The sequence below is a fragment of the Gaetbulibacter sp. S0825 genome (assembly GCF_011777505.1).
Lineage (GTDB): Bacteria > Bacteroidota > Bacteroidia > Flavobacteriales > Flavobacteriaceae > Pontimicrobium.
Genome location: NZ_JAATJT010000001.1, coordinates 1,460,727 through 1,487,186 on the forward strand (window position 1 = coordinate 1,460,727; position 26,460 = coordinate 1,487,186).

Annotated in this window: 24 protein-coding genes; 8 read left to right on the forward strand and 16 right to left on the reverse strand. The window is 31.7% G+C overall.

Going from position 1 to position 26,460, the window contains the following annotated elements; genetic code table 11:
* Window positions 1–26: 26 nt before the first annotated feature.
* From HB672_RS06685 to HB672_RS06720, 8 genes are all read right to left on the reverse strand, one after another.
* On the reverse strand, window positions 27–4,856 hold the full coding sequence (locus tag HB672_RS06685; protein WP_167609680.1) for a choice-of-anchor L domain-containing protein: 4,830 nt from the start codon (window positions 4,854–4,856) through the stop codon (window positions 27–29).
* A 180-nt stretch (window positions 4,857–5,036) separates the two neighbouring features.
* Entirely contained in the window at window positions 5,037–7,742 is a 2,706-nt protein-coding gene (locus HB672_RS06690) for a T9SS type B sorting domain-containing protein (protein ID WP_167609683.1), read from the reverse strand.
* A 25-nt stretch (window positions 7,743–7,767) separates the two neighbouring features.
* A complete protein-coding gene (locus tag HB672_RS06695; RefSeq protein ID WP_167609685.1) occupies window positions 7,768–8,592 on the reverse strand; it encodes an ABC transporter permease subunit in 825 nt (274 codons plus the stop codon).
* Between the two features lie 14 nt (window positions 8,593–8,606).
* Window positions 8,607–9,503: an ABC transporter ATP-binding protein gene (locus HB672_RS06700; protein WP_167609688.1), complete on the reverse strand. Its 897-nt coding sequence runs from the start codon at window positions 9,501–9,503 to the stop codon at window positions 8,607–8,609.
* A gap of 91 nt (window positions 9,504–9,594) precedes the next feature.
* Window positions 9,595–10,101, reverse strand: a complete 507-nt coding sequence (locus HB672_RS06705) for a plasmid pRiA4b ORF-3 family protein (RefSeq protein WP_167609691.1) — start codon at window positions 10,099–10,101, stop codon at window positions 9,595–9,597.
* Window positions 10,102–10,139: 38 nt separating this feature from the next.
* Window positions 10,140–11,162: a COX15/CtaA family protein gene (locus HB672_RS06710; protein WP_167609694.1), complete on the reverse strand. Its 1,023-nt coding sequence runs from the start codon at window positions 11,160–11,162 to the stop codon at window positions 10,140–10,142.
* Window positions 11,149–12,573 (reverse strand): HD domain-containing protein, encoded by a 1,425-nt coding sequence (locus HB672_RS06715; protein ID WP_167609697.1) that lies wholly within the window; start codon window positions 12,571–12,573, stop codon window positions 11,149–11,151. Before HB672_RS06715 ends, HB672_RS06710 begins: the two co-directional genes overlap by 14 nt.
* A gap of 73 nt (window positions 12,574–12,646) precedes the next feature.
* On the reverse strand, window positions 12,647–13,210 hold the full coding sequence (locus HB672_RS06720; RefSeq protein WP_167609700.1) for an L-threonylcarbamoyladenylate synthase: 564 nt from the start codon (window positions 13,208–13,210) through the stop codon (window positions 12,647–12,649).
* A gap of 168 nt (window positions 13,211–13,378) precedes the next feature.
* Here HB672_RS06720 and HB672_RS06725 point away from each other — a divergent pair, with 168 nt between their 5' ends.
* Window positions 13,379–14,137 (forward strand): lipopolysaccharide kinase InaA family protein, encoded by a 759-nt coding sequence (locus tag HB672_RS06725; RefSeq protein WP_167609703.1) that lies wholly within the window; start codon window positions 13,379–13,381, stop codon window positions 14,135–14,137.
* Between the two features lie 3 nt (window positions 14,138–14,140).
* Here the strand turns inward: HB672_RS06725 and HB672_RS06730 are convergent, their stop codons facing one another.
* On the reverse strand, window positions 14,141–14,896 hold the full coding sequence (locus HB672_RS06730) for a glycosyltransferase family 2 protein (RefSeq protein ID WP_167609706.1): 756 nt from the start codon (window positions 14,894–14,896) through the stop codon (window positions 14,141–14,143).
* 54 nt (window positions 14,897–14,950) lie between these two features.
* Between HB672_RS06730 and HB672_RS06735 the strand changes: the two genes are divergently transcribed.
* On the forward strand, window positions 14,951–15,772 hold the full coding sequence (locus HB672_RS06735; protein ID WP_167610309.1) for a glycosyltransferase family 2 protein: 822 nt from the start codon (window positions 14,951–14,953) through the stop codon (window positions 15,770–15,772).
* Between the two features lie 9 nt (window positions 15,773–15,781).
* Here the strand turns inward: HB672_RS06735 and HB672_RS06740 are convergent, their stop codons facing one another.
* The 4 genes from HB672_RS06740 to HB672_RS06755 form a co-directional block, all read right to left on the reverse strand.
* Window positions 15,782–16,714, reverse strand: coding sequence for a hypothetical protein (locus HB672_RS06740; protein ID WP_167609709.1), 933 nt, complete (start codon window positions 16,712–16,714; stop codon window positions 15,782–15,784).
* 14 nt (window positions 16,715–16,728) lie between these two features.
* The gene (locus HB672_RS06745) at window positions 16,729–17,655 is read right to left on the reverse strand and encodes an ATP-grasp fold amidoligase family protein (protein ID WP_244306581.1); all 927 of its coding nucleotides are present in this window, start codon (window positions 17,653–17,655) and stop codon (window positions 16,729–16,731) included.
* A gap of 67 nt (window positions 17,656–17,722) precedes the next feature.
* Window positions 17,723–18,403: a 7-cyano-7-deazaguanine synthase gene (locus HB672_RS06750; protein ID WP_167609712.1), complete on the reverse strand. Its 681-nt coding sequence runs from the start codon at window positions 18,401–18,403 to the stop codon at window positions 17,723–17,725.
* A gap of 4 nt (window positions 18,404–18,407) precedes the next feature.
* A complete protein-coding gene (locus HB672_RS06755) occupies window positions 18,408–19,223 on the reverse strand; it encodes a 2,3,4,5-tetrahydropyridine-2,6-dicarboxylate N-succinyltransferase (protein ID WP_167609715.1) in 816 nt (271 codons plus the stop codon).
* Between the two features lie 273 nt (window positions 19,224–19,496).
* Here HB672_RS06755 and ruvX point away from each other — a divergent pair, with 273 nt between their 5' ends.
* From ruvX to HB672_RS06785, 6 genes are all read left to right on the forward strand, one after another.
* On the forward strand, window positions 19,497–19,907 hold the full coding sequence (ruvX, locus tag HB672_RS06760; protein WP_167609718.1) for a Holliday junction resolvase RuvX: 411 nt from the start codon (window positions 19,497–19,499) through the stop codon (window positions 19,905–19,907).
* Window positions 19,908–19,984: 77 nt separating this feature from the next.
* Window positions 19,985–20,575 (forward strand): peptide deformylase, encoded by a 591-nt coding sequence (gene def, locus HB672_RS06765; RefSeq protein WP_167609721.1) that lies wholly within the window; start codon window positions 19,985–19,987, stop codon window positions 20,573–20,575.
* A 59-nt stretch (window positions 20,576–20,634) separates the two neighbouring features.
* On the forward strand, window positions 20,635–21,051 hold the full coding sequence (locus HB672_RS06770) for a DUF5606 domain-containing protein (RefSeq protein WP_167609724.1): 417 nt from the start codon (window positions 20,635–20,637) through the stop codon (window positions 21,049–21,051).
* A 330-nt stretch (window positions 21,052–21,381) separates the two neighbouring features.
* Entirely contained in the window at window positions 21,382–22,707 is a 1,326-nt protein-coding gene (locus tag HB672_RS06775) for an MATE family efflux transporter (protein WP_167610315.1), read from the forward strand.
* A gap of 3 nt (window positions 22,708–22,710) precedes the next feature.
* Window positions 22,711–22,938, forward strand: a complete 228-nt coding sequence (locus HB672_RS06780; protein WP_167609727.1) for a hypothetical protein — start codon at window positions 22,711–22,713, stop codon at window positions 22,936–22,938.
* Between the two features lie 4 nt (window positions 22,939–22,942).
* Window positions 22,943–23,509: a phosphatase PAP2 family protein gene (locus HB672_RS06785; RefSeq protein WP_167609730.1), complete on the forward strand. Its 567-nt coding sequence runs from the start codon at window positions 22,943–22,945 to the stop codon at window positions 23,507–23,509.
* Here HB672_RS06785 and HB672_RS06790 read toward each other — a convergent pair.
* Genes HB672_RS06790 through HB672_RS06800 form a run of 3 tightly spaced genes read right to left on the reverse strand, consistent with a single transcriptional unit; the run spans window position 23,499 to window position 26,459 of the window.
* Window positions 23,499–25,130, reverse strand: coding sequence for a glycosyltransferase family 39 protein (locus tag HB672_RS06790; protein WP_167609733.1), 1,632 nt, complete (start codon window positions 25,128–25,130; stop codon window positions 23,499–23,501). The two genes, HB672_RS06785 and HB672_RS06790, sit on opposite strands and share 11 nt — an antisense overlap.
* Complete coding sequence (locus HB672_RS06795; protein ID WP_167609736.1) at window positions 25,120–25,746, reverse strand: lipid-A-disaccharide synthase N-terminal domain-containing protein; 627 nt, start codon at window positions 25,744–25,746, stop codon at window positions 25,120–25,122. Before HB672_RS06795 ends, HB672_RS06790 begins: the two co-directional genes overlap by 11 nt.
* Complete coding sequence (locus HB672_RS06800) at window positions 25,746–26,459, reverse strand: glycosyltransferase family 2 protein (protein ID WP_167609739.1); 714 nt, start codon at window positions 26,457–26,459, stop codon at window positions 25,746–25,748. Before HB672_RS06800 ends, HB672_RS06795 begins: the two co-directional genes overlap by 1 nt.
* Between the last annotated feature and the right edge of the window lies 1 nt (window position 26,460).

Below are 26,460 nucleotides of genomic sequence, written 5' to 3' on the forward strand. Positions count from 1 at the left end.
ATTATATAAGTTTTAAATTATGGAATTTATCGACGTAACGCAAAATGCCCTTTTACTTGAAACTCGACACCATTTTGTTTGACGTTAGCCACAAACCAATAATCGTTAGCTGGCATGTTTAAGCCATTGTAGGTACCATCCCAACCTTCTGTTTCGGAGGTTAAAAATGTCATTTGTTTACCATATCTATCAAAAATACTAATGGTAGTTCCTGAAAGATGTTCTACTCCAGAAATATGCCATGTATCAAAATAGCCATCGCCATTTGGTGTCATAAACTTTGGTGTGTCTATTACTACAACCTCTTTTGAAATAGAAGCACAACCATTTAAATCGATAATAGTTATAATGTGGTAACCAAGCGATACATTTTGAAATACATTAGAATCTTGAGGTTCGCCATCGTCTAATACATACATATAGTTGCCAATACCACTAATGGTTACTGTTATATTATTAGGGTCGCTAAAATCAACCGTTTCAGTTACTTCAATGGTAGCTTGTTCCGATTCTATCACATCAAAAGCAGTAGTTGTTGTACAACCATTTGGTGTGGTTACGGTTACCCAATACTGACCAATTTGATTAATATCGATTTCTGAAGTTGTTTCACCTGTTGACCATAAATATGTGTCTCCAGCTACAATATCACCAGCTATAACTGTTAAAGGGAAATTATCTAAACAGATAGTTTGTTGAGGAATTTCAACCACTGGTTTTCTGTGCACTATTGTAAAAAATGAGGTAGTATCAAAACACCCTGTTGTGTTGTTTTCAAGACGCACATGTATTTCTTGACCATCTACAGCTTCGTAATTAAGGTTCGAAATAGCATATTCTCCATTTTCTGCATCAAGATGTGTCTCGTGGTAGGTAACAGTATAATTTGATGGATTTTGACCTCCCAACACAATTGCTGTTTGTTGAGATAAATCGAAAAGCAATGCGAAATCGTAATCATCATCACAAGCTTGTAAATTAGGTGGCGTGTTTGCTATTGGATTTTGATATACAACTAAATCGAAAGATGAAATTGCAACACAGTTTGTGGCTGTATTTTCAGCTCTTACATATAATGTTTGATTTGCAGAGGTATAGTTATAGGTGTTTCCAATGTGATTTTGATTGCTTTGAGCGTCTGCTAAGTTCAAATGATAGGTTATTTGAGTATTAGTAGTATCAGAAAATAAGGTATGAGTTGCTTCATTTAAATCAAAAGTATCTGCATCATTATCACAAATTTCAATTGTTGGTATCGTATTAATAGTAGGAGGTAGGTTAACTTCCAATTCTAAAGGAATGGCAACATAGCAATTTGATAGTGTGTTTTCAACTTTTACATATACGGTTTGAGGATTACTAATATTACTATATGTTTCTGGATTGGTAATAGTATTTGTATTTGATTCCAAAGTTTCTGAAGATTCAAAATAAGTAATGGTGATACCACTATTTCTAACGTCTAAAATTTCAAATTCTGCCACAGTAAGGTCAAATGTAGAAATACCATCATAATCGATATCACAAGTTGTTAGAGTTGATGGTAAATTAACAGTTGGTACTTGAATTACGTTTAAACCAAATTCTGCAATGGCATGACAGTAAGTTCCGTTTTCAATTCTTGCATATATCTGTTGTGGATTGGTAATATTGGTATAATTGGTGTCTATTTCATTTTGCAGGTTTTCAGCATCTGCTAAAGATGTGTAATACGTAATACTTAAAGTTTCGGGACTACCTTGCGAAATTTCTATTGTTTTTTGGTTTAAGTCGAACGTTTCTAAGCCGTCATTTGAAATATCGTCACATACAATAAAGTTTGTTGGAGGATTGAATAATGGTACCGAGCCAACCTCAATTGTAAACGACGATGTACCATAACAACTTTGGTCTGTATTGTTTTCAACTCTTGCATAAATAGTCTGTGGACTTGAGGTGTTGGTGTAATTTGAGTTCTTGTCAATACTATTTGTTCTATTTATTGCATCTTGTTCAGTTTCAAAATATAATACTTGTTTGCCAGTTTGACCATTTAAAATTTCTGCATCTTTAGTGTTAAAAAGAAAATCAGCCGTTTGGTCACCATCTGTTTCACAGTTTTCATAGTTTGAAATGGCTGTAAAGACTGGAAGTGTATTAATAATGACTGGTATTTCTGCAATCGCATAACATCCAGTTATAGTGCTTTCAACACGAGTGTAAATTGTTTGATTTGTTGCATTGAAAGCCGATGTTGTTATAATTTGATTACTGTTATTATGTAAATCGTTTAAAGTTGTATGGAAACTTATTGTTAAATCGGTGGTACTTGATACGATACTAGGGATAAGAGCATCTAAATTAATAATTGAAAAGGCGTCTTGGTCGTCATCGCAAATAATAATTTCTATTGGACTATTAACTGTTGGTGCTGGTATCACATTAACATCAAATGGAATGGTGTTAAAGCAGCCAGTGATATTATCTGTAACTCTTGCATAAAATGTCTGAAGACTTGTTGTGTTTGTATAAAATGGAGTTAAAGCATTTGAATTATTATCTGCATCTGTTTGTGATAAGTAATATTGAACAGAAACTCCTGAATACCCATTATTTACTAAGCTATCTAAAGAACCTAAATCAATAGACACATAGCCATCATCGTCAGTATCACAATAATCTATTGTTGCAACAGGAACTAAAGTTATTGGTGGGTTTACAATTAAATTTATTTGAGATTGATAATCACAATTGTCGTTTTCAATTTTAATAAAAATTGGATGCGGACTATTGCTCACAATATAAGGAACATTTTGGTCGATAGGATTAACGTTATTATCCATATCGTCTTGAGTTTCATAAAATGCAATGTTTGTATCTGCAAGATTATTTACAATTGTTGAAGCAATATCCAATAAATCGAACGACTCTATACCATCGCCACTACTATCATCACAAGTTTCAAAGTCTTGTATTAAAGTTCCAGTATTAAGTAGATTAGTATGAAGAACTATTTGTACAATAGAAAAACAACCAGTCGTATCATCTTCAATTCTTATGTAAAGATTTTGAGTATTGGCAGTAATATTTTCATAGTTTGAAGCATCTGCTATTGGGTTTGTACCATTAGTAGCATCAGCATTAGTTGTATGAAATGTTACTGTAACACCAGTTAATCCTTGTAATAAATCAGGAATGACTTCAGTTAGATCAAAAAAGGCAAACCCATCATCATCGTTATCACAAGCATTTATAGGTGGTAAGTTGTGGTTTACCACTGGTCTGTCTTGCACAATAATAAAGATGTCTGTTGTGCTTACACATCCTGTATTGGTGTCAATAACTCTTACAAAAAGCTGTTCAGATTGTTGTGTGTTTACGTAAGGTGACGGAATGGCATTTATACCATTATCCGCATCATTCTGTGTAAAATGATAAGTAACATTTAAATTTGGATTTCCTTGGGTAATCTCGTTATCTGCTTGTGTTAAATCTATTTGTGTGGAACCATCGGCTATGGCATCATCACATAACCTAATTGGTGTTGGGTCTACAATATTTGGTAATGGGTTCACCACTAAATTGAAGTTAGTATATGCCATGCATCCACTATTTATGTCTTCAATCCTCACAAAAATTGGTTGTGGGTTTACGGTATTTTGAATTGGAACTAGAATTGCATTTACGTTATTTTGAGCATCAGCATTAGTTAAATGGTAGGATATACTGTAAGTTCCTGGTGCAACTGCATTAGTAATTTCATTATCCTTTGTTGAAAGGTTAAAAATTTCGATACCATCTTCATTTGCATCATCACATAATTCATAATTGGTTATTGGACTTACTGTTTGCTCGGAGCTTAAATTGATTACTACGGTATCTTCAATGACACAATTGGTAGCGTTTAAGGGTATGGTAATTTTAACTCTGTAACTTCCTGAAGTATTAACTGTAAGCGTGCTATTTGTTTCGATTGGTAGTAATACACCATTTGCATACCAAGAATAAGTAGCTAATGGATTTTGAATATCACCATTAATTGTATAATCTTCAGCACATGTACTGATGTCTGGGCCTAGATTTACAGTTGGGTTAAAACTGTTGGCCTCAATAAATACAGCCGAATCATAATTTTCATCATTTTGATCTGCAATGACCAACTTTATTCTATAAAGTACATTAGGGTTAATATTAGCCGTAGCTGTCAATACGGTTGTTCTACCATTAAAATTGGTGTCTCCCATACTGTAGCCATCAAAATATTGTTCGTTTTCAGCAGGACAAAATCCTACTATTTCATCATGAACAGTATTGGTGTTTACTGGTGTATTAGTTTCTGGTACTAAGGCAATGTTTGTATATGGGTTAGTTGTACCTGCTTCTTTAATTAAAAATGCAAAGCCATCAGAATATTCACATGGGAAGTTGCCAAAATATTCTTCGGATGCTAATATGTAATTAAATTGGATTAAATTAGAAATGGACACAAAGTCAAATTCTATAGAAGTGGCATTATGTGTGTCTGTAATACCTAAAGCTGTTTCTAAATCGGTATCTGTTCCCCAAGTTAATTCACCTTCATTTAGAATATTGATATTGGTTGTATTTCCAGCAGAATTTGCATTTCCTGTAGATAGCATAATGCCATTCTCAAAAGGAAAGTTCGTGTTAGCACGTTCAAAATACCCAAAACTTGAGAATCCATTAACACTTCCGTTTACTGATGATGAAATATTGGTTATTTCTACACAGCCTTCGGCTAAATTATTTTCAATTAATGTTTGTACGGATTGAGAATTATCAACTGAGATTTTTTGCGAATATGCAAAATTGCATAATAGCAAACATAGGAGGGAGGTTAAGTAGGTTATTCTCATTTCTAAGGTTTATATCATAGCTTAAAAAGTTTGGGTTTTAAAAGCTATAGATTGTGATTTGGATTTAGGTGGTGAAAATAGGAATTAAATAGATGAAATACCAAAAATAATCGATTAAATGCATTGTTATGATTGAAAAACCCTACAAAATGATTAATCAAGTAAAAAATAGAAATGTTTTTAACGTTTTAAAGTAAAGTGGCTTTTAAAAATGCGCCCATCTTGAAGTTTTACATGAAACCAATAGTCGCTAGAAGGTAGCATTTGACCATTAAAAGTACCATCCCACCCTTTATCTTGCGGACTTAATTCTTTTAAAAACTTACCATAGCGGTCAAAAATATAGATAACACTTTCAGCTTGAGAAGGATCGGTAATTCCATAGATTTGCCAAGTATCATTATAACCATCATTATTAGGTGTAAAGAATTTTGGGAATCCGATTACAGCAACATTATCTTCTACAATTCCACAGTTGTTTTTGTCTCTTATAAAAACTGTATGAAAACCAGGAGCCATATTTTGGAATAAGTTACTATCTTGGTATGGGCCATAAATATTATCAATGGCATATTCATAATCTCCTTCACCAGATACTAAAATAGTAATTGTGTTATTTGACCTAGCATCTTCAACTACAATATTTTCAATAGTCGCAATATTTGAAGGCAATACATTAATTGTTCTAACTTTATTACAGTTATTAGTGTTAGTTACTGTTACTGTATAGACTCCAGGAGCATTAATACTAATTTCTTGAGTGGTTTCGCCAGTAGACCATAGGTATGTAAAATCACTAGGCGAATTGTTTATTAATCCAGCATCTAAAGTTATGAGTTGCGGATAGAAGTTTAAACAATAGATAGTTTCTAATTCTACTTCTATATTTGGTAATTCAAGCACAACTAACTCTATTTCTGAAATTCCGAAACACGCATTATTATTTTCAACCCTTGCATAAATAGTTTGATTATATGGAGTAGTATTAGTAAAGGTATTTCCTAGTTCACTTCGTTCTAGAAGTGAGTCTTCATAAGAACGATAATATTTTACTGTTAAGGTGGGCGGTAATCCATTTAAAATCTCATTGTTTGTTTGAGTTAGATTAAAATTATAATAACCGTCTTCGTTTCCATCATCATCACATTGAATGAGTTTAGCGTTGTTTGCGTCTGTTGCGGTCACATCTAAGTAAAGTTCAGTTAGAGTACTGCATCCTGTGAGATTATCAAACACTTTTACATAAATTGTTTGCGGATTAGCGATGTTGTTATATGCTGCTCCATCAATATCATTTTGTTCATTTTGAGCATCTAATAAAGATTCATAAAATCTAGTAAATCTGTTAGGAACACCTCCAGTTAAATCATCATTTGCTTCATTAAGATTAAATAGTGTAAAACCATCAGGATTTCCATCTTCATCACATTGAAATAAACTCGTTGGGAATGCTTCAGGATTAGGTGAATATATTACGTAAGCCTCACCTTCAATAGCACAATCACCATTGTTTGGATCGATGTATAGCTGGTAATGTCCACCTTGATTAATATCTAGAAAGTAATTGGTATTGGGTAAGACCACACCATCTCTATACCAAGTATATGTTGCTCCTATCAAATCTTCGGCAGTTAATCTGTAATTATCACCTTCACATAAATTAAGATTAGTGGCACTCACATTATTTCTTATAATATCTATTTGTGTATTAAATAATGATTGGATAAAGGGAGGTAGTCCTTGTGACGAATTATTAGGAGCAAGACTCACTGCATTATGTTGATAGTTACAGGCTGCACCTATATTGTTTGGGCTGTTAATAACGCCTAAATATGGTAAACCTTGTGAATAAGTAGCCGATAAAGCTCTGTAGATTTTTCCATTAGGTCCCAATTGAAGCCCACCTCTGTAAAGTGCTCTATCATCTACTGTATATGCACTTGCTTGTATGTCTGGAGCTAGTAAATTAAACTGAGTTAATGTAGAACGATGATTAGCAGGATTATTACCTTCACCTTGATTATCTGGATCAAAAAAATCATTAGATGAATGTACATAAAGTAATTCACTGTTAGGTGAAAACTCTACACCATAAGCTAATGCACTGTTTGAATTTATATATAGTTGTTGTTGGTTACTTACAATTCCTGTTGCAGAATCAAAATCGTATAAATACAATCCGCTTTGCACATTGGCAGAAACCATTGTATTTCCGTCAGGAGATAATTTTAAATAACCTCGTTTATCAAAAACATTTAAATTATTAAAAGTAGAAGTTACTGGTGTTGTATTTACGCCACTGTTATTTACTTCAAAGGCATGATAAGAGTTTATTGGTCCCAAGCCACCATTTTCTGAAGCTAGTGTAATTACCCAAATAGATTTGGTTACACAATCTTTTATTACAGCTGAAATTTTTTCACTACAAAATTCAAGAAGGTTTACGTTCTTATTGGTAACACTTCCAAGGCCTCCTGCTAAAGTCATATCGACAACAGAGTAGTTTAAGCCAAAATCATTACCATCAAGTCTATTATCTACAGTAAACACATAATAAATATTTACATCATCAGGTTTTGGAACAATTAGAGCAGATTGTGTGCTTGATGAATCTCCAAATAATCCAGACCCATTTTGCATTACTTGATGGTTTCTATTATAAACTATAGAGCCATCTGTATAAAAAAGTAAATTACCATCTTCGTCAGAAATAGACGTCGAGCCTTCGTTTGTGCTTAAACTTCCATTATTAACCGAGTTAACGGTACCATTAGCAACATCAAATTTAATCCCAGCACCATAACCAAAATACCAATTTGCAGCTTGGTTTTGAGCCCATAATTGGGCACACAAAGTGAGGGAAAGGATTAAAAATATCTTTTTCATTTATAAGCAATTGCTTATAAAGATATTATAAATCTCGCTTTTTTAATAATCTATACGATAAAAATACAAATAAAGCTGTCCACCCAAGTACAATTACTATCTCGTACCAATGTACAGCGTAGTCATGAAGGAACTCTTCTTTGTCAGGTATTTTAGAGGCTGCAATTCTTAACCCAGGCTGATCTATCAATTTATACATTGATTTTAATGGAAAGAAATTTTGGACTTTAGTAGCAATATCATCATTGGTTTTCCAAAGCACAACCAAATATATAATCCACTCTAATATAAATTCAACAAATAAGAATGCCAAAGCAAAAGCTGATCTTTTGGCAAGTACAGCCAAGAATAGACACAAGGAGAAAAATCCAACCAATTTAATAAAATATGCTAGTAAAAATTCAGTTTCCGAAAGGACAATGCCAATCTCGGTATAGCTAGAATAAATAAAACCTAAGATTAAACCAATTATAAAAATTATTATGGTAGATACTAGAGAGATAAATATTATTGCATAAAATTTTGATAGGATAAATTCCTTTTTGCTTAAGCCATCAATTAAATTTTGCTTGATGGTTTTATTACTGTACTCATTACCTATCATACTCACTACAACAATAGCAAAGAAAAATTTAAAATTGGCAGCAAAATAAGTAGTTAAATGCCAAACAATAGGAAAATTGTAAATGCCTAATTCACCTAATTCTAAAGTGAAAAAGCCAAAGAAATTGATTTTTATTGCGGATAATAATATTACCAAAAGAGGTAAAACAAATGATATAAATATGAGAACCTTACTCGTTCTATTGAGTAATAATTTTTGTAATTCTAGTTGTAATAGACGTACCATGTGATTTTGATTGATTAGTTATTATCAGTTAATTGAAGGAATTGTTCTTCTAGGCTTTGTTTACGTTTCACTAAATGTGACAGTGTGATACCTTTGTCGAACATTAACTTGTTAAAAGCTGATGATTCCATTGGATTGTTTAAAAAAGCTGTGATTAATCCATCCTCTACCTTAATCTTTCCAAAGGACTCATCCTTTTCAAGAATTTTAATCAACTCATCGTGCTTGTCTGTTTTTAATTCAAAGAAACCATGACTTGAAATCATCTCATCAACTCTCCCTGAATAAAGCTTTTCACCTTTACGCAAAACAACCACATGTGTGCATACTTTTTCAACTTCGTCCAATAAGTGAGAAGCTAATAGTATAGTGGTACCATCATTTGCTATATCTTTAATAATTTGCCTAATTTGATGTATACCTTGAGGATCAAGCCCATTTGTTGGTTCGTCCAGAATTAAAATTTCTGGATCATTTAATAAGGCAGAGGCGATTGCTAAACGTTGTTTCATACCTAAAGAATAAGTTTTAAACTTACTCCCTTTACGATCGGTTAAACCAACAATTTCTAACTTTTCATCTATTTTACTAATATCAACTCCCTTTATCTTACATACCAATCTAAGATTATCATAACCAGACATGTATGGATAGAAGTTTGGATTTTCAATGATAGCGCCAACTTTTTTTAGTGCATCGTGAGTTGTTATGCTGCCATCAAACCAATGAAAGTCTCCTGATGTTTTATTTACAACATTTAACACGACTCCTAATGTTGTGGATTTCCCACTTCCGTTAGGACCAAGTATACCATAAACGTTGCCTTTATTAATTGTGAAAGAAAGATCTTTAACTGCAGTTAGGTAACCAAATTTCTTTGTAAGGTTATTAATTGTTAAAATAGATTCCAAAATGTAATGATTGATTAGTTATAAGAGTAAGACGATAAAACCCTAAAGTTGTTACAAAGCTATTTAAACAATAAATATTTTTAGAATAGGATTAATTCCAATTCTCATTAAAATCTAAGTCTTCGTAATCGTCAATATTTAGATGATTATCAAAATCATCCAACTCATCTGTTTCAAAAGATTTTTCTGGCGCTTCGTTTGGTATTTGACCATGAACATACATAAGGTTGGGATAATCCATACCTTCAGCAACTTCTACAATTTCGCCTAGTTCCACCAAAAATGTCCACATACTTAAGAAATCGTAAACATAAATGAGTTTTGTTTTCGTGTCGTCAACTACATCTTCCAACAAAGTTTCATTCATGAGCTTTACGGAGTTTATGCCTTCACTCATGTCAAAAAGTGAGATTTCTTCACCTTGATTCCATTCATCGTCACTTATGTAAAATGAAGCCATTTCGGTACCATCAAATCCAAAAGATTGCGTAATCGTATTATGCAAATCCTCTAAAGTATCTGTCTTTCTAATTTCAATATCTCTAAAAATATCGTCTTCAGTGTCATTGTCAAGTATGATTCTAAATCTATAAATCATGAATTATATTTCTTAATACAAATTTATCTAAAAATTTGTTATTTGCTAAATCGATGTAATACAAATGTCATTGCTGTTAACAGAAAAAATGCACCAATTTGATGGGAAACTCCAAGTAGAACTTTAGCCTTGTTTATTAATAAAATTGTAAGTACACCCAATAAAAATTGTAATCCAACTAGGAATATGAGAGTATTAGTGCCTTTTTGTTGCACATTATCCAATTGTAATTTTCTTGTCTTGTTCCAAACCATGACTACAAGTATTACTACAACATATGCTAACATACGATGTACAAACTGTACACCGCTTTTGCCTTCAATAAAGTTTTTAATAATTGGTGTTTGCTCAATATATACTGTTTTGTGCACGAATTTGCCCTCACTCATCATTGGCCAGTGGTTATGTATAAAACCAGCATCTAATCCTGCAACAAAGGCGCCATAAATAATTTGAAGAAGAAGTACAGCAAGAGTTACTCTAATAAAGTTTCTCAATCGTTTATCAACTTCTTTTTTATTAGGAAAGATTAAGTCAAGAGCTACCCAAAAAGTATAGGCAAAGGTTATGAAAGCAGTTGTTAAATGTGCTGCTAACCTATAATGGCTTACATCTGGCCTATCAACTAATCCGCTTTTTACCATATACCATCCTAAAAATCCTTGGAAACCACCAAGTATTAAGAGAATAATAGCTTTTTTAATTGTGGGTTTTGTAAGTTGTTTTCTTATTAAAAAATATAAAAATGGAATAACAAATACTAATCCAATAAAGCGACCAATTACGCGATGTAACCATTCCCAAAAATAAATATCTTTGAAATCCTGAAGCGTAAAGTGATTGTTGAGTTTTTGATATTCAGGATATTGCTTGTATAGATCAAAAGCTTCTTGCCATTCTACTTCGTTCATTGGCGGGATAGTACCAGAAATAAGCTTATAATTAGAAATGGATAATCCTGAATGAGTTAGCCTAGTAATACCACCAACGACTACCATTATAAAAATTAAAGCACAGCCAGTTAGTAACCAGTAGAATACTTTTTTATTATCTTTTTTCATGTTTTTTTAATCCTAGTTTTTCACCTTTTTCAATCATCAACTTATAAGCAGCATCAAATTCATTTGGAATATCACCTTCCAAAATAGCTTCTTTTATGGCTTCTTTAATAATTCCAATTTCTCTTGAAGGTTTTAAATTAAAAGTTTTCATTATTTCCTCACCTGAAACTGGAGGTTGAAAATTTCTAACGTGATCACGTTCTTCAACTTCAATTATTTTTTTTCTAACAATTTTAAAATTGTTATGGTATTTTTTAAATCTTTTAGGGTTTTTTGTAGTAATATCTGCTTCGCAAAGTGTCATTAAATCATCTACATAATCGCCAGCATCAAAAACCAAGCGTCGTACTGCTGAGTCCGTAATATCATCTTGAGCCAATACAATAGGGCGCGAACTCATAAACACCATTTTTTGAACAAACTTCATTTTGTCATTTAATGGCATTTTCAATCTTTTAAATAAATGGTATACCATTTTTGATCCTTCAAACTCGTGACCATGAAATGTCCAACCAACTTTTTTACTAAATTTTTTAGTAGGTGCTTTTCCAATATCATGTAGTAAGGCAGCCCAACGTAACCAAAGATTATCGGTGTGTTTTGAGATATTATCTACGACTTCTAGGGTGTGATAAAAATTGTCTTTATGACGTTGGCCTTCAACTTCATCAATACCTTTTAGAGCTATTAATTCTGGTAGAATATGCTTTAATAATCCTGTTTTTTCCAATAAGATAAAGCCAACAGATGGTTGCTCGCTTTCAAGTATTTTATTTAGTTCAGTAACAATGCGTTCCTTGGTGATTATTTTTATGCGTTCGTTATTTCGAGTAATAGCATTTAAGGATTCTTTTTCAATTTCAAAACCTAATTGAGTGGCAAATCTTATAGCACGTAACATTCGTAATGGATCATCACTATAGGTTATATCTGGATTTAAAGGTGTTCTAATTATCTTGTTTTTAAGATCAGCTACACCATTAAATGGATCTAATAATTCGCCAAAATCATTTTCACCTAAACTAAGTGCAAGTGCATTAATTGTAAAGTCACGACGGTTTTGGTCATCTTCTAACGAGCCATTTTCAACAATTGGGTTTCTACTATCTTCAGAATAGGATTCTTTCCTGGCTCCTACAAATTCAATCTCTAAATCTTCAAACTTTAGCATTGCTGTACCATAAGTTTTAAATACTTGAACTTTTGGATCGTTTGGAAGGTTTTTGGATACTTGTTTGGCCAGTTTAATGCCACTACCAATAGCCACAATATCAATGTCTTTATGAGTGCCTCTCTTTAAAATATAATCTCTTACAAAGCCACCAATAACATAGGTATCTAGTTGTAATTCTTTTGCAGATTTAGAGATGATTTTAAAGATAGTATGCTGTAAAGCTTCTTTGTAGCTCATGGATTAAATTTCAATAATCAAATTCTAAATTCCAAGATGATGTTTTTAGGAAGTTAGTGTTTGAAATTTGTTTTTATTTTCTAATAACTTTTACCGTTCCATCTCCGCTTAATTTTATTATTGCCGAGGCTTTGATGGATTTTTTTTTGCGATGCAAATTTACAACATAGTCCACACCTTTTAAAATCTCTTGACTTATTTCTGAATAAGATTTTGGTGAAGGTTCGTTACTAATATTGGCTGAGGTAGAAACAATAGGTTTCTTGAACTTTTTTATAAGTTGATTGCAAAAAGCATGATTAACTATCCTGATGGCTAACGTGTTATCATCTGCTACTATATTTTCTGCAACATGTAAGGGTTTGTCATAAATTATGCTTGTAGGTTTATTAGCATATTTCAGAATATCGTAAGCAACTTCTGGTACGTTTTCAACGTATTGATTTAGCATATTGAAATCGCTTACCAAACAAATCATAGATTTAGATTCTTCACGTTGTTTAAGTTCGTAAATGCGCTTAATGGCATCGTGATTTGTGGCATCACAACCAATTCCCCAAATAGTATCCGTTGGATAAACTATAGTGCCTCCTTGCTTTAAAACTTGTAGTGCTTTATTTAATTCTTCTTCAATCATAAACAAATAATCAAAAACTTAGATGGCAAAGTTAGCATTAGTTTTCTACTTTGTTTTAAAACTTTGTATTATTGCTACATGAAATGAGCCATAATAAGAATTTGATACCAATTAGTATGATTCTTGGCGAATTACATCTGACCGATAAAAAGTAATACATTTAAACAGATGAAAAAACATTTTCATAGTAAGTATCTAAACAAACAGGCAAGTATTGATATGTTTATTGATGATTTTTGCTCTTCAGGAATCTTGATGGGTGATGAGATACGTAATTCTATAAAGTTGTTTGAACTAGATGATCAAGTAGTTAATATTAAATCGTTTAAAATCCCTAATGTTTTTAATAAGATTGCCTACAAGTTTTTAAGAAAAAGCAAAGCGCAACGTTCTTTTGAATATGCCAAAAAGTTACTTGATTTTGGAATTGGGACACCACACCCAATTGCGTATTATGAAGATTCTAGTGCTTTGTTTTTTGGTAGAAGTTATTACGTAAGTGAACAAGTTGATTGCGATTTAACCTATCGTGAATTAATTAGAGACTTGAATTATCCTGACCATGAAAAAATTTTAAGAGAGTTTACAAAATTCACCTTTAAATTACATGAAAACAATGTGTATTTTTTAGATCATTCCCCTGGAAATACGCTTATTAAAAAAGAAAATGACACTTATAGATTCTATTTGGTAGATTTAAATAGAATGCAATTTAAGTCATTGTCTTTTGTAGAAAGAATCCGAAATTTTGAACGATTAACCATACACGAATCTATGGTTAAAATAATGAGCGAAGAATACTCAAAACTTATTGACAAACCTTATGAAGAGGTTTTTAATTTAATGTGGAAATCAACCCAAGAATACCAACAAAAATTTTACCGTAAAAGACAACTAAAAAAACGGTTGAAGTTTTGGAAAAAATAATCGTTACTGTCTGTTTCTTCGCAGTAGCCAAAGCTTTACATAACGCATAAATACTACGTAGCCTTGCAAATATCCGATGGTTAGTCCAACCACACCATCTCTAAAACCACTTTGAACAATGTAGTGTTTAAAAAATCCCCAAGAAGGTTTAATTACAAAGTGATAAGGTGTTAATTTGCCTGTTTTTTTATCGTAATCTTTTGCTTGCCATGAAGCATAGCGATTCATTTTTTCAACATAAGCATCAAAGGTTGTATATGTATTGTGATATAGCTTATTTTTAAGTGTACCAACCTTGCCCTTTGCAATGATTTCCGCATGAACTTGTTTGTCTTGATACTTGCATAAATCACGTTTAAAGAGCCTAATAACTTTGTCGTTTCGCCAACCACTAAACCTAACATGTTCGCCCATAAAATGGTTGCTTCTCCCTATCCAATAAGCAACGGTATCATTTTTTGATTCATTAAGAGTTTCTTTTATTTCCTGTTCAAGTTCTGGAGTCACACGTTCATCTGCATCAACCAATAAAATCCATTCGTGAGTTGCTTGTGGGATAGCCCAATTTTTTTGAGATGCGGAATATTGGTATTCACGTCTAATAACTTTAGTAGCTAATTCTTGAGCTTTTTCAAAAGTGCCATCTGTGCTAAAACTATCTACAACCAGTATTTCGTCAGCAAATTTTACTGAAGCAATCACAGCTTCAATATTATGAATTTCGTTTCCAGTAGGAATAATGGCAGTTAGCTTTTGCATAAAAGATAATTGTTGGCAAAAATAACTATTTTTGCATCTATCTTTAATTTTTCAATGGGAAAACCTAGTATTTCTGTAATAATTAGTACTTATAATTCTGAAGCATGGTTAGAAAAAGTGCTTTGGAGCTATGAAGCCCAAACCTTTAAAGACTTTGAAATAGTTATTGCCGATGATGGTTCAAAGCAACCTACTTTCGATTTAATTGAAAAAATGAAGGGTTTAGTGCATTATGATATCATTCATGTGTGGCACGAAGATAATGGATTTCAAAAAACCATCATTTTAAACAAAGCTATTTTAGCTTCTTCCGCTAATTATTTGGTGTTTACTGATGGCGATTGTATAGCCAGAAAGGATTTTCTTGAAACTCATGTTAAATACCGAAAAGCAAATCATTTTTTGTCAGGAGGCTATTTTAAATTACCAATGACTATTTCTAATCTTATTAAAAATGAAGATATTTTGAGTCAGAAATGTTTTAGTTTAAAATGGTTAAAACAGCACGGTATTAAATCATCTTTTAAAAATAACAAGCTCAATTCAGGACCTTTAAAGGCTAAGTTTTTAAACTTTATAACACCAACTAATGCTAGTTGGAATGGGCATAACTCTTCTGGTTGGAAAGAAGATATAGTAGTTGTAAATGGTTTTGATGAACGTATGCAATATGGCGGTGAAGACAGAGAACTTGGTGAGCGCTTAATTAACTATAGTGTTAAACCAATTAGAATTCGTTATAGTGCCATTTGCTTGCATTTAGACCATGCTAGAGGTTATGTAAACCCTGAAATGATTGAAAAAAACAAAAAGATAAGAGCAACCACAAAAAAAGAGAAAGTTACCAGAACGCTCTTTGGTATTGAAAAAATCTAAAAAGATAATTTAATTCACTCGATTTTTAAGCCATGGTAAGATAAACTCTAGAATGTTTGGCGGACAAAAATTTAAGTTTTGTAAACCTAAAAACAGTTTGTTTTTTGACAGAATGTTAAACTTAAATTTATACCAAAATATTGGCTTTTTGTAAGATCTAAAATAAAGCAATTGCAAATCTTTTTGAAGTTTACAAGTTTTGCTTTGTATTTCTAAATGATTGGCAAGTGCAATTGGTAAAAACTGTGTTTTGTTTCTAAATTTATGTTTAATATTCTCGATAAAAACATCTGGATTTTCATTGAAAAAATTAACTAATGTAGATTTTCTTATTGGATGAGGTGTATGTTTAAACCTATAGAGTTTTTTAAATCCAAGTAATTTGGCGGCCTTTTCTTGTGCTTTTTTGTGTTTAGCCTTTTCTGGTTTACTTTTTTTATAAATTTTAGATGTTTCAAGCGGTTGCCACAACCCTCTTAGAATTGGGAAGCCATTTTTAGTAAAAAAGTCTTTAATAGTAGTAGGGTTAATAATAAAAAAATCATCATTGAGATATAAAAAATGCTCAGATAACTCAGGGATTCTATGAATGCAACTTTCTATTGTTCTACTATTAAATGTTGGTAAGTTGGCTTCAAAACCTTTAAATATGACTGAATGATCTATAATTTTTACATTGGTGTATTTATCAGTTTGTTTTAAAAACTGTGGAGTTTGATTATCGGTAACAATAAATATAGTATTAACAAACGAGGCGTGTTTTAGAATAGAATTTACATTGTGCTCAATTTCATTGATTTGTACATACCTGTTTTTGAAATTTTCATTAGAGTTAGTGTCTTCTAAATAAGGAGATATTTTTGATTTATAACCTTCATCATTTCCATCTACCCATAGAATGACGGCATCTACCTTAATTTTTTTTGTTTGTGCAGTAGTCATTATAAAAAGTAAATTTAATACTTTATTGCTTCTAGGTTGGTAATAGTTTCTTTTTTAGAATTGAGCTTTGGTAATTGAAAGTAATCACCAATGATGGTATTATATTCTTCTGGGTAAAACTTATTTCTAGCATCTGATGGATAAAAGGTTAGTTCTCCAAATATAGTTTGTCCATTAACGGAGTAAAAGTCTACCCGAACAAAAGGAAAATTAGCAGCTAAGGTTTCAGAAAGTTGCACCATCTCTTCAAGATTAATGGGCTTTTCTATATCACTGGATATGCTTTTATAAGATTTACTTTTACCAAATGGTAATAAATTAAAATTCAAATCGAAACACCCTTGCTTGTGGTCATCTTCTCTGTCTATATGGACATTTATGAATTTTGCAACACCATTAAAACAATAAAATTTATAATCGGTAAGTGTACTTTTGTTTTCTTCTTTTAAAAACTTTTCGATTACTAATTTTGGTTTTACATCTTTATAAGCCCATTCTTGTCCTCTACGATAGTATTGATTTTTTCTTAACCATTTATTTAATAATTTAATAGACTTTTCCTTATCAAGATTTTTTTTGTCTTTAACAATCAAATTATGACCATTTGTATGATTAGCCTTAATCACGAAACTATTTGGTAAACTATCAAAATCTATGTCTTCGGCATTATCATAAACTGCATATAGTTCATTAAGATATTTTGCGCCAATTTTTTCTTCTACGTATGTTCTTACTTCATGTTTATCTACCAATTGGGTTAAAATGTTTGGACGATAGAAAACTTTATACCATTCTATCTTTGCATTGAAATCTTGTGGATTATTTAAGTCTAATTTTTTACCTGAAAAATATTCGTAATGTATTTTAACATAAACTTTAGGTGGCAAAAATCGCATTTTACGCAAATGCCTTAAAAAAAATCGCCTTATTTTTTTGAGCATGTAATGATATTTAGAAGTAAAGATAGTTGATTAAATTTATAGTATTTGTAAACAAATACTATAAATTTTACTGAGTTTGTTGTTCTAATCGAAAACCAAACCCATCTCTTACATATTGCTTACACGGATTACATTTACCACAAGGTTTATTGTTAGATTTATGGCAAAACCATGTTAGCTCCATTAAATCAATAAAATTGTGTTCCTCAGCAATGTTTTTCATTTCTGGTTTTGTAATAGTTACTAAAGGAAATGTCATGTTGGCAAAGAGATGTTTTCTTGAAAAACCAACTTTTTTTGGGTTTATCTTCCAGTTCAACCCTAATTTTCCATCTTTAAATTCAATGAGTTGGTTTAACATAAAAAATTTATCTAAATCTTCATTGTGTAACGACAATTCCAAATTTTCATATTTATATTTTTTTGCCAAACAAGCTAACCAGTAATATTGCTTACCTATTTTATTTTTGGTCTTAAGAGGCTTGTGTATTAATTTTAGAAATAAGTTGGTAGGAATATCTTGTCTATTAATAATCTTTAATGGAAGTATTTGTCCTTTAGACTTTGAAAATTTTGAAGGTATGCTATTGGAAAGTTCCTCCACAACACTTAGTTCCTTGCTCGAAGATATCCTATTATGATCAATTACATAAATTGGTTGAATTGTCGCTCCTAGACGATACAATTGAATAACTCTAAATGTAGAATCCCAACCTCCAGTCCATAGGACATTATTTGTTTTTACCATTTAATTAAACGGCTACATTATGAGTTCTTAATGCATCATTTAAAGATGTTTTTTTATTGGTGCTTTCTTTGCGTTTGCCAATAATTAATGCACAAGGAACATTATAATTTCCAGCTGGGAATGATTTAGTATAACTACCTGGAATAACCACTGATCTGGCAGGAACGCGACCTTTTAATTCTATTGGTTCATTACCAGTTACATCAATAATTTTGGTTGAACCTGTAAGTACAACATTAGCACCTAAAACTGCTTCTTTTTCTACATGGACACCTTCGACAACAATGCAACGCGACCCAATAAAGGCATTATCTTCAATAATTACTGGTGCAGCTTGTAAAGGCTCCAAAACACCTCCAATGCCAACACCTCCAGATAGATGAACATTTTTGCCAATTTGAGCGCAACTACCAACGGTCGCCCAAGTATCAACCATCGTTCCTTCATCTACATAAGCCCCAATATTAACATAACTAGGCATCAGTATGGTTCCGGCCGAAATATATGCGCCATGCCTTGCTACTGCATGAGGGACTACACGTATTCCTTTCTCGGCATAGCCAGTTTTTAAAGGTATTTTGTCATGAAACTCTAATGGACCAACTTCAATGGTTTCCATTTTTTGTATTGGGAAATATAAAACAACTGCTTTTTTAACCCATTCATTAACTTGCCATCCTTCATTTGTAGGTTCGGCTACACGTAATTTGCCTGAATCCAATAAGCTAATCACTTCTTTAATTGTAGAAATAGTTTTTTCTTGATTTAATAGTTCTCGGTTTTCCCAAGCAGCTTCTATGATTGTTTTGATTTCTTGCATATAGTATAAATTTCGATACAAATATAAAGGTATATATCCATTAAGACCAATAAGTATTGATATTGAACATTAGAATGTGACTTTGTTAAATAGATGGTGTCTTATAGATAGTATTGCAAAAGCATAAACCTAAAGCTAATTAGTTGCATACATTGTTTTGGTTGATATTTCTAGACTTTTTGTCAATTGCAAATCTAGGAAGCCTCAAATGTTTTAAAAACTCTCTAATTTTTTTGGAGAGTTTTTTATTTACCTTTGCAGCATAAATTATTTATGGGAAGAATACTAGCATTAGATTTTGGACAAAAGCGCACTGGAGTTGCCATTACAGATGAATTACAAATTATTGCATCAGGACTTACAACAGTTGCTACATCAGAGTTAATTTCTTTTTTAAAAGAGTATATTTTAAAAGAAAACGTGGAACTTTTTTTGGTTGGAGAACCAAAGCAAATGGATTACTCTGCTTCTCAAAGTGAAGCTTTTATTGTTCCATTTCTAAAAAAACTTGAAAAGAAATTTCCAAATATTCCAATAAAAAGAGTAGATGAACGCTTTACTTCAAAAATGGCTTTTCAAACCATGATTGATAGTGGATTGAAAAAAGGAAAACGTAAAAACAAAGCTTTGGTTGATGAAATAAGTGCAACTATAATTTTGCAAAGCTATTTGTATTCAAAATAAAGTATTAAAGTTTTTTAAATATTATAATTGATAAATTATAAGTATTGTATTTTTGCAAAACCTTATAAAAAGAGAAAATGATTTTACCCATTGTTGCTTATGGCGACCCTGTATTGAGAAAAAAAGCAAAAGCAATTTCGGCTGATTATCCTAACTTAGATGCGCTTATTGCAAATATGTATGAGACAATGTACAATGCTCTAGGTGTTGGTTTGGCAGCTCCTCAAATAGGATTACCTATTCGTGTTTTTTTAGTAGATGCCTCTCCTTTTGCCGAAGATGAGGATCTAAGTGACGATGAACGCAAACAATTAAAAGATTTTAAGCAAACCTTTATTAATGCAAAAATTTTAGAAGAAGAGGGCGATGAATGGGCTTTTAACGAAGGTTGTTTAAGTATTCCGCATATTAGAGAAGATGTTTTTAGAAAACCTAAAGTTAAAATAGAATTTCAAGATGAAAACTTTGAAACTCATATAAAAGAATTTGATGGACTTTTAGCAAGAGTGATTCAGCATGAGTACGACCATATTGAAGGGATTTTATTTACCGACAAAATATCTACTTTAAAGAAACGATTAATAAAAGGGAAACTTTCAAATATTTCCAAGGGAAAAATAAGCATTGATTATAAAATGCGTTTCCCAGACATGAAAAAAAAGCGATAATAATTCAATAAATATTTAAAACGAATGATATATTTGTCGCCTTTAAAAAACAATACATTATGGGTTTAGAAACTATTTTATCAATTGCGCAAAAACCAGGACTCTATAAACTAGTGACGCAAACAAGAGGAGGCTTTATTGCAGAATCTTTAGTGGATGGTAAAAGAATATCTGCTAACCTTAGAAGCAATGTGAGTTTACTAAGTGAAATAGCAGTATATACCTTAACAGAAGAAGTACCATTGAGAGAGGTTTTTAAAAAGATAAAAGAAAAAGAAAATGCTGCTCAGACGAGTGTATCACATAAAGACAGCAAAGATGCTTTAGAAGAATATTTTTTCAATGTATTACCAGATTATGATGAGGATAGAGTATACGTAAGCGATATTAAAAAAATAATCAAGTGGTATAACTTATTGCAGAAAAATGATTTGTTAAATAATCTGGAAGAAGAAACTACAGACGAAGAAGAATAAAAAAAGGGAAATGAAAATTTCCCTTTTTTGTTGAAACCTTTTAACGTAAGTATTAAAAATCCCTCTAAAATATATAGCTAAAAGTTTCTTATACTATTAAGTACTTTCATACTAAATAGTTAATAGCAGGGTAAATTTAAATTAAATTGCCTTTTATTACTAATTGATTAGTGATTTTTATTAACAATTTTTTTTATCCTCTTTAAAACTTTTTAGTCAACCTTAGAAAATCCGAAACCAAAAGTTACCTTTGTGCTTCTTAAAAATCACTAAGTGCTTTCAATTTATACCAAAGAATTTAAATACAATTTAAAGCTAGCAACTCCTGTTATGCTTGGTATGTTGGGACACACTTTTGTGAGTTTGGTTGATAATATCATGGTTGGTCAATTAGGTTCCGCCGAACTTGCTGCAGTATCGCTTGGTAATAGTTTTATATTTATAGCTATGTCTTTGGGTATTGGTTTTTCTACAGCCATTACGCCATTAATTGCTGAAGCAGATTCTGAAAAAAACTTCAAAAAAGGTAAATCGTCTTTTAAGCATGGTCTCTTTTTATGTACTGTTTTAAGTTTAGCGCTTTTTGGGTTGATACTTTTGGCTAAACCACTTATGTATTTAATGAAACAACCGGAAGAAGTGGTTGTTTTGGCAATGCCTTATTTAGATTTGGTGGCATTTTCACTAATTCCTTTAATTATTTTTCAAGGATTTAAGCAATTTAGTGATGGATTGTCGTTGACAAAATACCCAATGTATGCAACCATTTTAGCGAATGTTGTAAATGTAGCTTTGAATTATGTTTTGATTTTTGGAAAACTTGGATTTCCACAAATGGGAATTGTTGGTGCAGCCATTGGGACGTTGGTTTCAAGAATTATCATGCTTTTCTTTTTATGGTATTTACTTAAAAATAAGGAGAAATCTAAAGCCTATGTCACCAATATTAAATTATTCGTACTAAACAATAGCATGATTAAAAAAATTCTTAACCTAGGATTTCCAAGTGCTATGCAAATGTTTTTTGAGGTGGCTATTTTCACAGCTGCTATTTGGCTAAGTGGACTTTTAGGTAAAAATCCTCAAGCTGCGAATCAAATTGCACTTAATTTATCTTCTATGACTTTTATGGTTGCTATGGGATTAAGTGTGGCAGCAATGGTAAGGGTTGGTAACCAAAAAGGATTAAGAGACTTTAAGGAGCTTAGAAGAATTGCATTTTCCATTTTCTTATTAGGAATGGGATTGGCTTTTATTTTTGCAATTCTATTCTTGCTATTCCATAAAATGTTACCAACAATATATGTAGATTTAAACGATGCTTCTAATTTTATTGATAATACCGAAGTGGTCTCAATTGCCGCAAAATTATTGATAGCTTCAGCAATTTTTCAATTAAGCGATAGTGCTCAAGTGATTATTTTAGGTGCATTAAGAGGTCTTCAAGATGTAAAAATACCAACACTTATTACCTTTGTGTCTTATTGGGTTATTGGTTTTCCAATTAGTTACTTTTTGGGTAAGGAAGATACCTATGGAAGTTTTGGAATTTGGCTTGGTCTTTTGGTAGGTTTAACATCAGCTGCAATTTTATTGTATCTTAGGTTTAATTATCTAACAAAACGTTTAATTTCGCAAGAAGAAAACAATATGTAATATATGGAACTTCCTAAATTTATTCTTGGAGATAACACAGATTTGCCAAACGCTATTTTTGTAATTCATACCGAATTCCCGCGGTTTATAATTAATCTTGAAAATGATGACGTAGAGTGGTTGGAAGATTTTGACCAACACGATGAAAAAGAATTACTAACTGAAATGGAAAATTTAATTGAAGAAGCGTCTCAGTTTTACGATAGGGAAGTGAGTAGATATGATGATTAATTAGATGATTGACCAGTTATTACAATACGATACCGAACTTTTTATATTTCTTAATAGCTTAGGCAGTTCAACCTGGGATGGACTTTGGTTAGTGATAACCAATAAACTAACATTTATTCCGCTGTATACTATTTTACTCTATTTGATTTATAAGCGTTTAGGTTGGAAAACATTTTTGCTTTTGGTATTTGTAATAGCTGCAATGATTACGTTTACAGATCAAATAACTAATTTATTTAAAGATGGTTTTCAGCGCCCAAGACCTTGTAGAGAAAGTGAGCTTGAAGGATTAATTAGGTATGTAGCACCAAGATGCGGTAAATATGGTTTCTTTTCTGGTCATTCATCAAACTCAATGGCAGCAGCAGTTTTTGCAGGATTATTGTTGAAACCGTATTATAAAAATCTTATTTTTATACTCTTATTCTGGAGTGCGATTGTTGCCTACAGTAGAATCTATGTTGGTGTCCATTATCCATTAGATATTGTTTGCGGACTCGCTTTTGGAGCTATTGCTGGCTTTATTTTTTATAAACTACAAGTTAATCTTAGAAAGCGTTTTATTTCTTAGTAAAAATGTAAAGATGGCTTACCAATCTTTTTTTGTGGCCTCTTTCCCCATCAGCTTTTCTGTTAAGGTCAAAGACTTCTTTTTTTTCAATGTTGAAAGACTTTTGAAAGAATTCTAACTCCTCACTTTGTAATTCGTTAGATAAAATAGCAAATTTAGATTCCTTTGGAAGATTGTATGTTGAACCAGATTTTATTTGAGGAATTTTAGCACCATATTGCCAAATCATTTCTGGTGCAACCCCATTAAGTGAGTAAATTGATAGGTTTTCTTTGTCTAGTTCCAATTGTAAATTCGATATTGGGTTAAAATCTGTTTGATTCTGAATTTTAGATAAAGGCAATACTGAAATTAGGGCAGTGACCATAAAAGCAATACTTAAATAGAAAACATTTTTTATTCGTTTCCTTTTTAAGTTTACAATCATAAGGATACCAATAGAAGCTAGAAGCACAGAAGCTAACAAAAACCACCATAATATGGTTCCAGTTAAAAATGTACCAATTGCAAACCCAATAAGCGGAAATAGAATACCAATACATGCAATCAATCCGAAATTAAAATAAACTGGAACCGTTTCTTTTTTGTCTTTTAAGTCCTTGAAATGTTTGATAAGATATTCAATATAAAAACCTGTATTAATAGCCATTGGAATTAAAACAGGCATTAAATATCTAGACTTTTTTTCAGGAATTATTGATAAAAGAATTACTGCAAAAATGGTCCAGTAAAAGCTAAACCTGTAGGCTTTTAAATTACTTACTCTAGATTTCATATAAGGGTATAGTAAAGCAATAAACGCAGGAATTGTCCACAAGCCACTTTGTGTAAAGAAACTCCAATAGTAATAAAATGGGCGTACATTATAACTTCCCCAATTTCCTGTCTCTTTAGAGGTTATTTCAGTAAATGTGATTGGGTCTTCCAATCGCACGTATAAATACCAACAACCACCAATAATTAAAGCTATAATTATAAACGAGAAAATAGAAAATGTCTTTGCTTTTAAATTTTTGAATTTATAACTGAATCCATACCCTAATAGAAAAGGCAGTAATAAAGCGTACAATGAAATAGGTCCTTTGCTTAAAATGGATAAGCCAAAAAAGACACCAGCTATAATTGTATGCTTCCAATAGTTTGTCTTTTTTTCGAATAGTTGAAACAAATGTAAAATGGCAACAAGCATAAATCCGTGGGTGAATATATCCCATGGAGCTTCAATAACTATTCCTATAACGTAAAATGAAGTAATGGTTATAAATGCATTTATTAATGCATGTGTTTTGTTGTTTAATAGTTTTAAGCTCAATAAATAAGATGCAATTCCTGTAACCCCTACCATGAGTATTCCAGGAAGTCTTAAAGCAAAAATATTTTTTATTCCAAAAAGCAAACCAGATAAAGCAGCTAACCAACTTGGTAGTGGTGGCTTTTGGTAACGTGGTTCACCATTCATAGTGGTTAATAACCAATTACCATCATCAATCATTTCACGAGCTGTAATAAAATTACGAGCTTCCATGATGGTTACATCAATCACATCGATATTAATGCAAAGCATCAATAAAACGATTACTATAATTGAAATAATTGGATGTTGCTCAATTTTATTTAGCATCTTGTTTATGTAAAAGAATTAAGTTTCTAACGTAAATAATAGAGCCTAATAAATGACCTATAAACAGTACAGGGTCTTCTCGGATAATAGCATAGGTCAAAATTAATATAGAGCCTACTAAGCTTAATAGCCAAAACCCTAAAGGTAGCGAAGACGATTTTTTATATTCGGAATACAACCATTGATAGACAAAGCGCAATGTAAAAACAACTTGCGAAATAATTCCAAGCCAAAGTAACCATAATGGAATAGCTTCATTTCTAAAAAGTACATCTCTATCAATTACATTGTTATTAAAATAATAAATGGCAATTAGTATGGGGAAACCATATAAAAACCACCGTAGTGACCAATGAAATTTTTGCCACTCGTTCTGTAATTGTAAGTTTCGTATATATATAAAATAAGTAAGGGTTTGACCAAGCATAATGGCAAAATCATCTCTTAGATATCCGTAAAGAAATAATAAAAATGACGCAATTAAACTCAAGGTCCAAAACAGAGTTGGTGTAATTACTTTTCGTTGCTTTTCCGAAGCAATCCACTGCACTACTAATCTAGAAGAAAATAAGATTTGGGCAATAAACCCAATAGTATATATTAGCCAATCACTCATTAACCTTTTTTGTTAACATCATAGTTAATGTACTTTCGTTTCATCCATAAATAAGCAAAACAATCGCTTAAAGGTCCTAATAGTCTGTTCCATAAACCAAATTTTGCTTCTCCAGCAATACGCGGAAAATGCTGCACTGGAATTTGAATTATTTTCCCATTCTGCAACAAAATCATTGCAGGTAAAAAACGATGCAAGCCTTTAAACATTGGGATGCGTTTAGCATAAGTAGTTTTAATCACTTTTAAAGGACAACCAGTGTCATCCATCCCATCATGTGTAAATGCACGCCTAATACCATTGGCAATTTTAGACGACATATTTTTCACGAAAGAATCTTTGCGATTTGCTCTAACGCCTGTCACTAAATCGTATTCTCCAATATGTTCTAGTAGTAAATTAAAGTCTTCTGGAGCCGTTTGTAAATCGGAATCTATATAACCTACCAATTCCGTTTCTGTATAGTCAAAACCAGCTTTAATCGCAGAGCTTAAACCTCTATTCTCTTTAAAACTTATGTAGTTGAAATTAGGATTTCTATTGCAAATGGCTTCAATAAGTTCTTGACTCTTGTCCTTAGAACCATCATTAACAAACAAAATACATGTTGCAACTGATGCTTTCTTAGAATATTCAAGTAGTTCACTTTCTACACGCTCTAGATTATCTTCTTCATTATAAACAGGAACAACGATAGTAAATTTGTAATCCATT

Excerpts from the sequence above, each read along its gene's own strand:
- HB672_RS06715 (WP_167609697.1), bottom strand. The coding sequence starts at position 12,573 with ATGAGCTACAAAGAAGCTTTACAGCATACTATCTTTAAAATCATCTCT.
- HB672_RS06730 (WP_167609706.1), bottom strand. The coding sequence starts at position 14,896 with ATGCAAAAGCTAACTGCCATTATTCCTACTGGAAACGAAATTCATAAT.
- HB672_RS06705 (WP_167609691.1), bottom strand. The coding sequence starts at position 10,101 with ATGATTTATAGATTTAGAATCATACTTGACAATGACACTGAAGACGAT.
- HB672_RS06740 (WP_167609709.1), bottom strand. The coding sequence starts at position 16,714 with ATGACTACTGCACAAACAAAAAAAATTAAGGTAGATGCCGTCATTCTA.
- HB672_RS06755 (WP_167609715.1), bottom strand. The coding sequence starts at position 19,223 with ATGCAAGAAATCAAAACAATCATAGAAGCTGCTTGGGAAAACCGAGAA.
- HB672_RS06795 (WP_167609736.1), bottom strand. The coding sequence starts at position 25,746 with ATGAGTGATTGGCTAATATATACTATTGGGTTTATTGCCCAAATCTTA.
- HB672_RS06780 (WP_167609727.1), top strand. The coding sequence starts at position 22,711 with ATGGAACTTCCTAAATTTATTCTTGGAGATAACACAGATTTGCCAAAC.
- HB672_RS06790 (WP_167609733.1), bottom strand. The coding sequence starts at position 25,130 with ATGCTAAATAAAATTGAGCAACATCCAATTATTTCAATTATAGTAATC.
- HB672_RS06695 (WP_167609685.1), bottom strand. The coding sequence starts at position 8,592 with ATGGTACGTCTATTACAACTAGAATTACAAAAATTATTACTCAATAGA.
- HB672_RS06735 (WP_167610309.1), top strand. The coding sequence starts at position 14,951 with ATGGGAAAACCTAGTATTTCTGTAATAATTAGTACTTATAATTCTGAA.
- HB672_RS06710 (WP_167609694.1), bottom strand. The coding sequence starts at position 11,162 with ATGAAAAAAGATAATAAAAAAGTATTCTACTGGTTACTAACTGGCTGT.
- HB672_RS06750 (WP_167609712.1), bottom strand. The coding sequence starts at position 18,403 with ATGGTAAAAACAAATAATGTCCTATGGACTGGAGGTTGGGATTCTACA.
- ruvX (WP_167609718.1), top strand. The coding sequence starts at position 19,497 with ATGGGAAGAATACTAGCATTAGATTTTGGACAAAAGCGCACTGGAGTT.
- HB672_RS06785 (WP_167609730.1), top strand. The coding sequence starts at position 22,943 with ATGATTGACCAGTTATTACAATACGATACCGAACTTTTTATATTTCTT.
- HB672_RS06770 (WP_167609724.1), top strand. The coding sequence starts at position 20,635 with ATGGGTTTAGAAACTATTTTATCAATTGCGCAAAAACCAGGACTCTAT.
- HB672_RS06685 (WP_167609680.1), bottom strand. The coding sequence starts at position 4,856 with ATGAGAATAACCTACTTAACCTCCCTCCTATGTTTGCTATTATGCAAT.
- HB672_RS06745 (WP_244306581.1), bottom strand. The coding sequence starts at position 17,655 with ATGCTCAAAAAAATAAGGCGATTTTTTTTAAGGCATTTGCGTAAAATG.
- def (WP_167609721.1), top strand. The coding sequence starts at position 19,985 with ATGATTTTACCCATTGTTGCTTATGGCGACCCTGTATTGAGAAAAAAA.
- HB672_RS06725 (WP_167609703.1), top strand. The coding sequence starts at position 13,379 with ATGAAAAAACATTTTCATAGTAAGTATCTAAACAAACAGGCAAGTATT.
- HB672_RS06690 (WP_167609683.1), bottom strand. The coding sequence starts at position 7,742 with ATGAAAAAGATATTTTTAATCCTTTCCCTCACTTTGTGTGCCCAATTA.
- HB672_RS06775 (WP_167610315.1), top strand. The coding sequence starts at position 21,382 with ATGCTTGGTATGTTGGGACACACTTTTGTGAGTTTGGTTGATAATATC.
- HB672_RS06720 (WP_167609700.1), bottom strand. The coding sequence starts at position 13,210 with ATGATTGAAGAAGAATTAAATAAAGCACTACAAGTTTTAAAGCAAGGA.
- HB672_RS06800 (WP_167609739.1), bottom strand. The coding sequence starts at position 26,459 with ATGGATTACAAATTTACTATCGTTGTTCCTGTTTATAATGAAGAAGAT.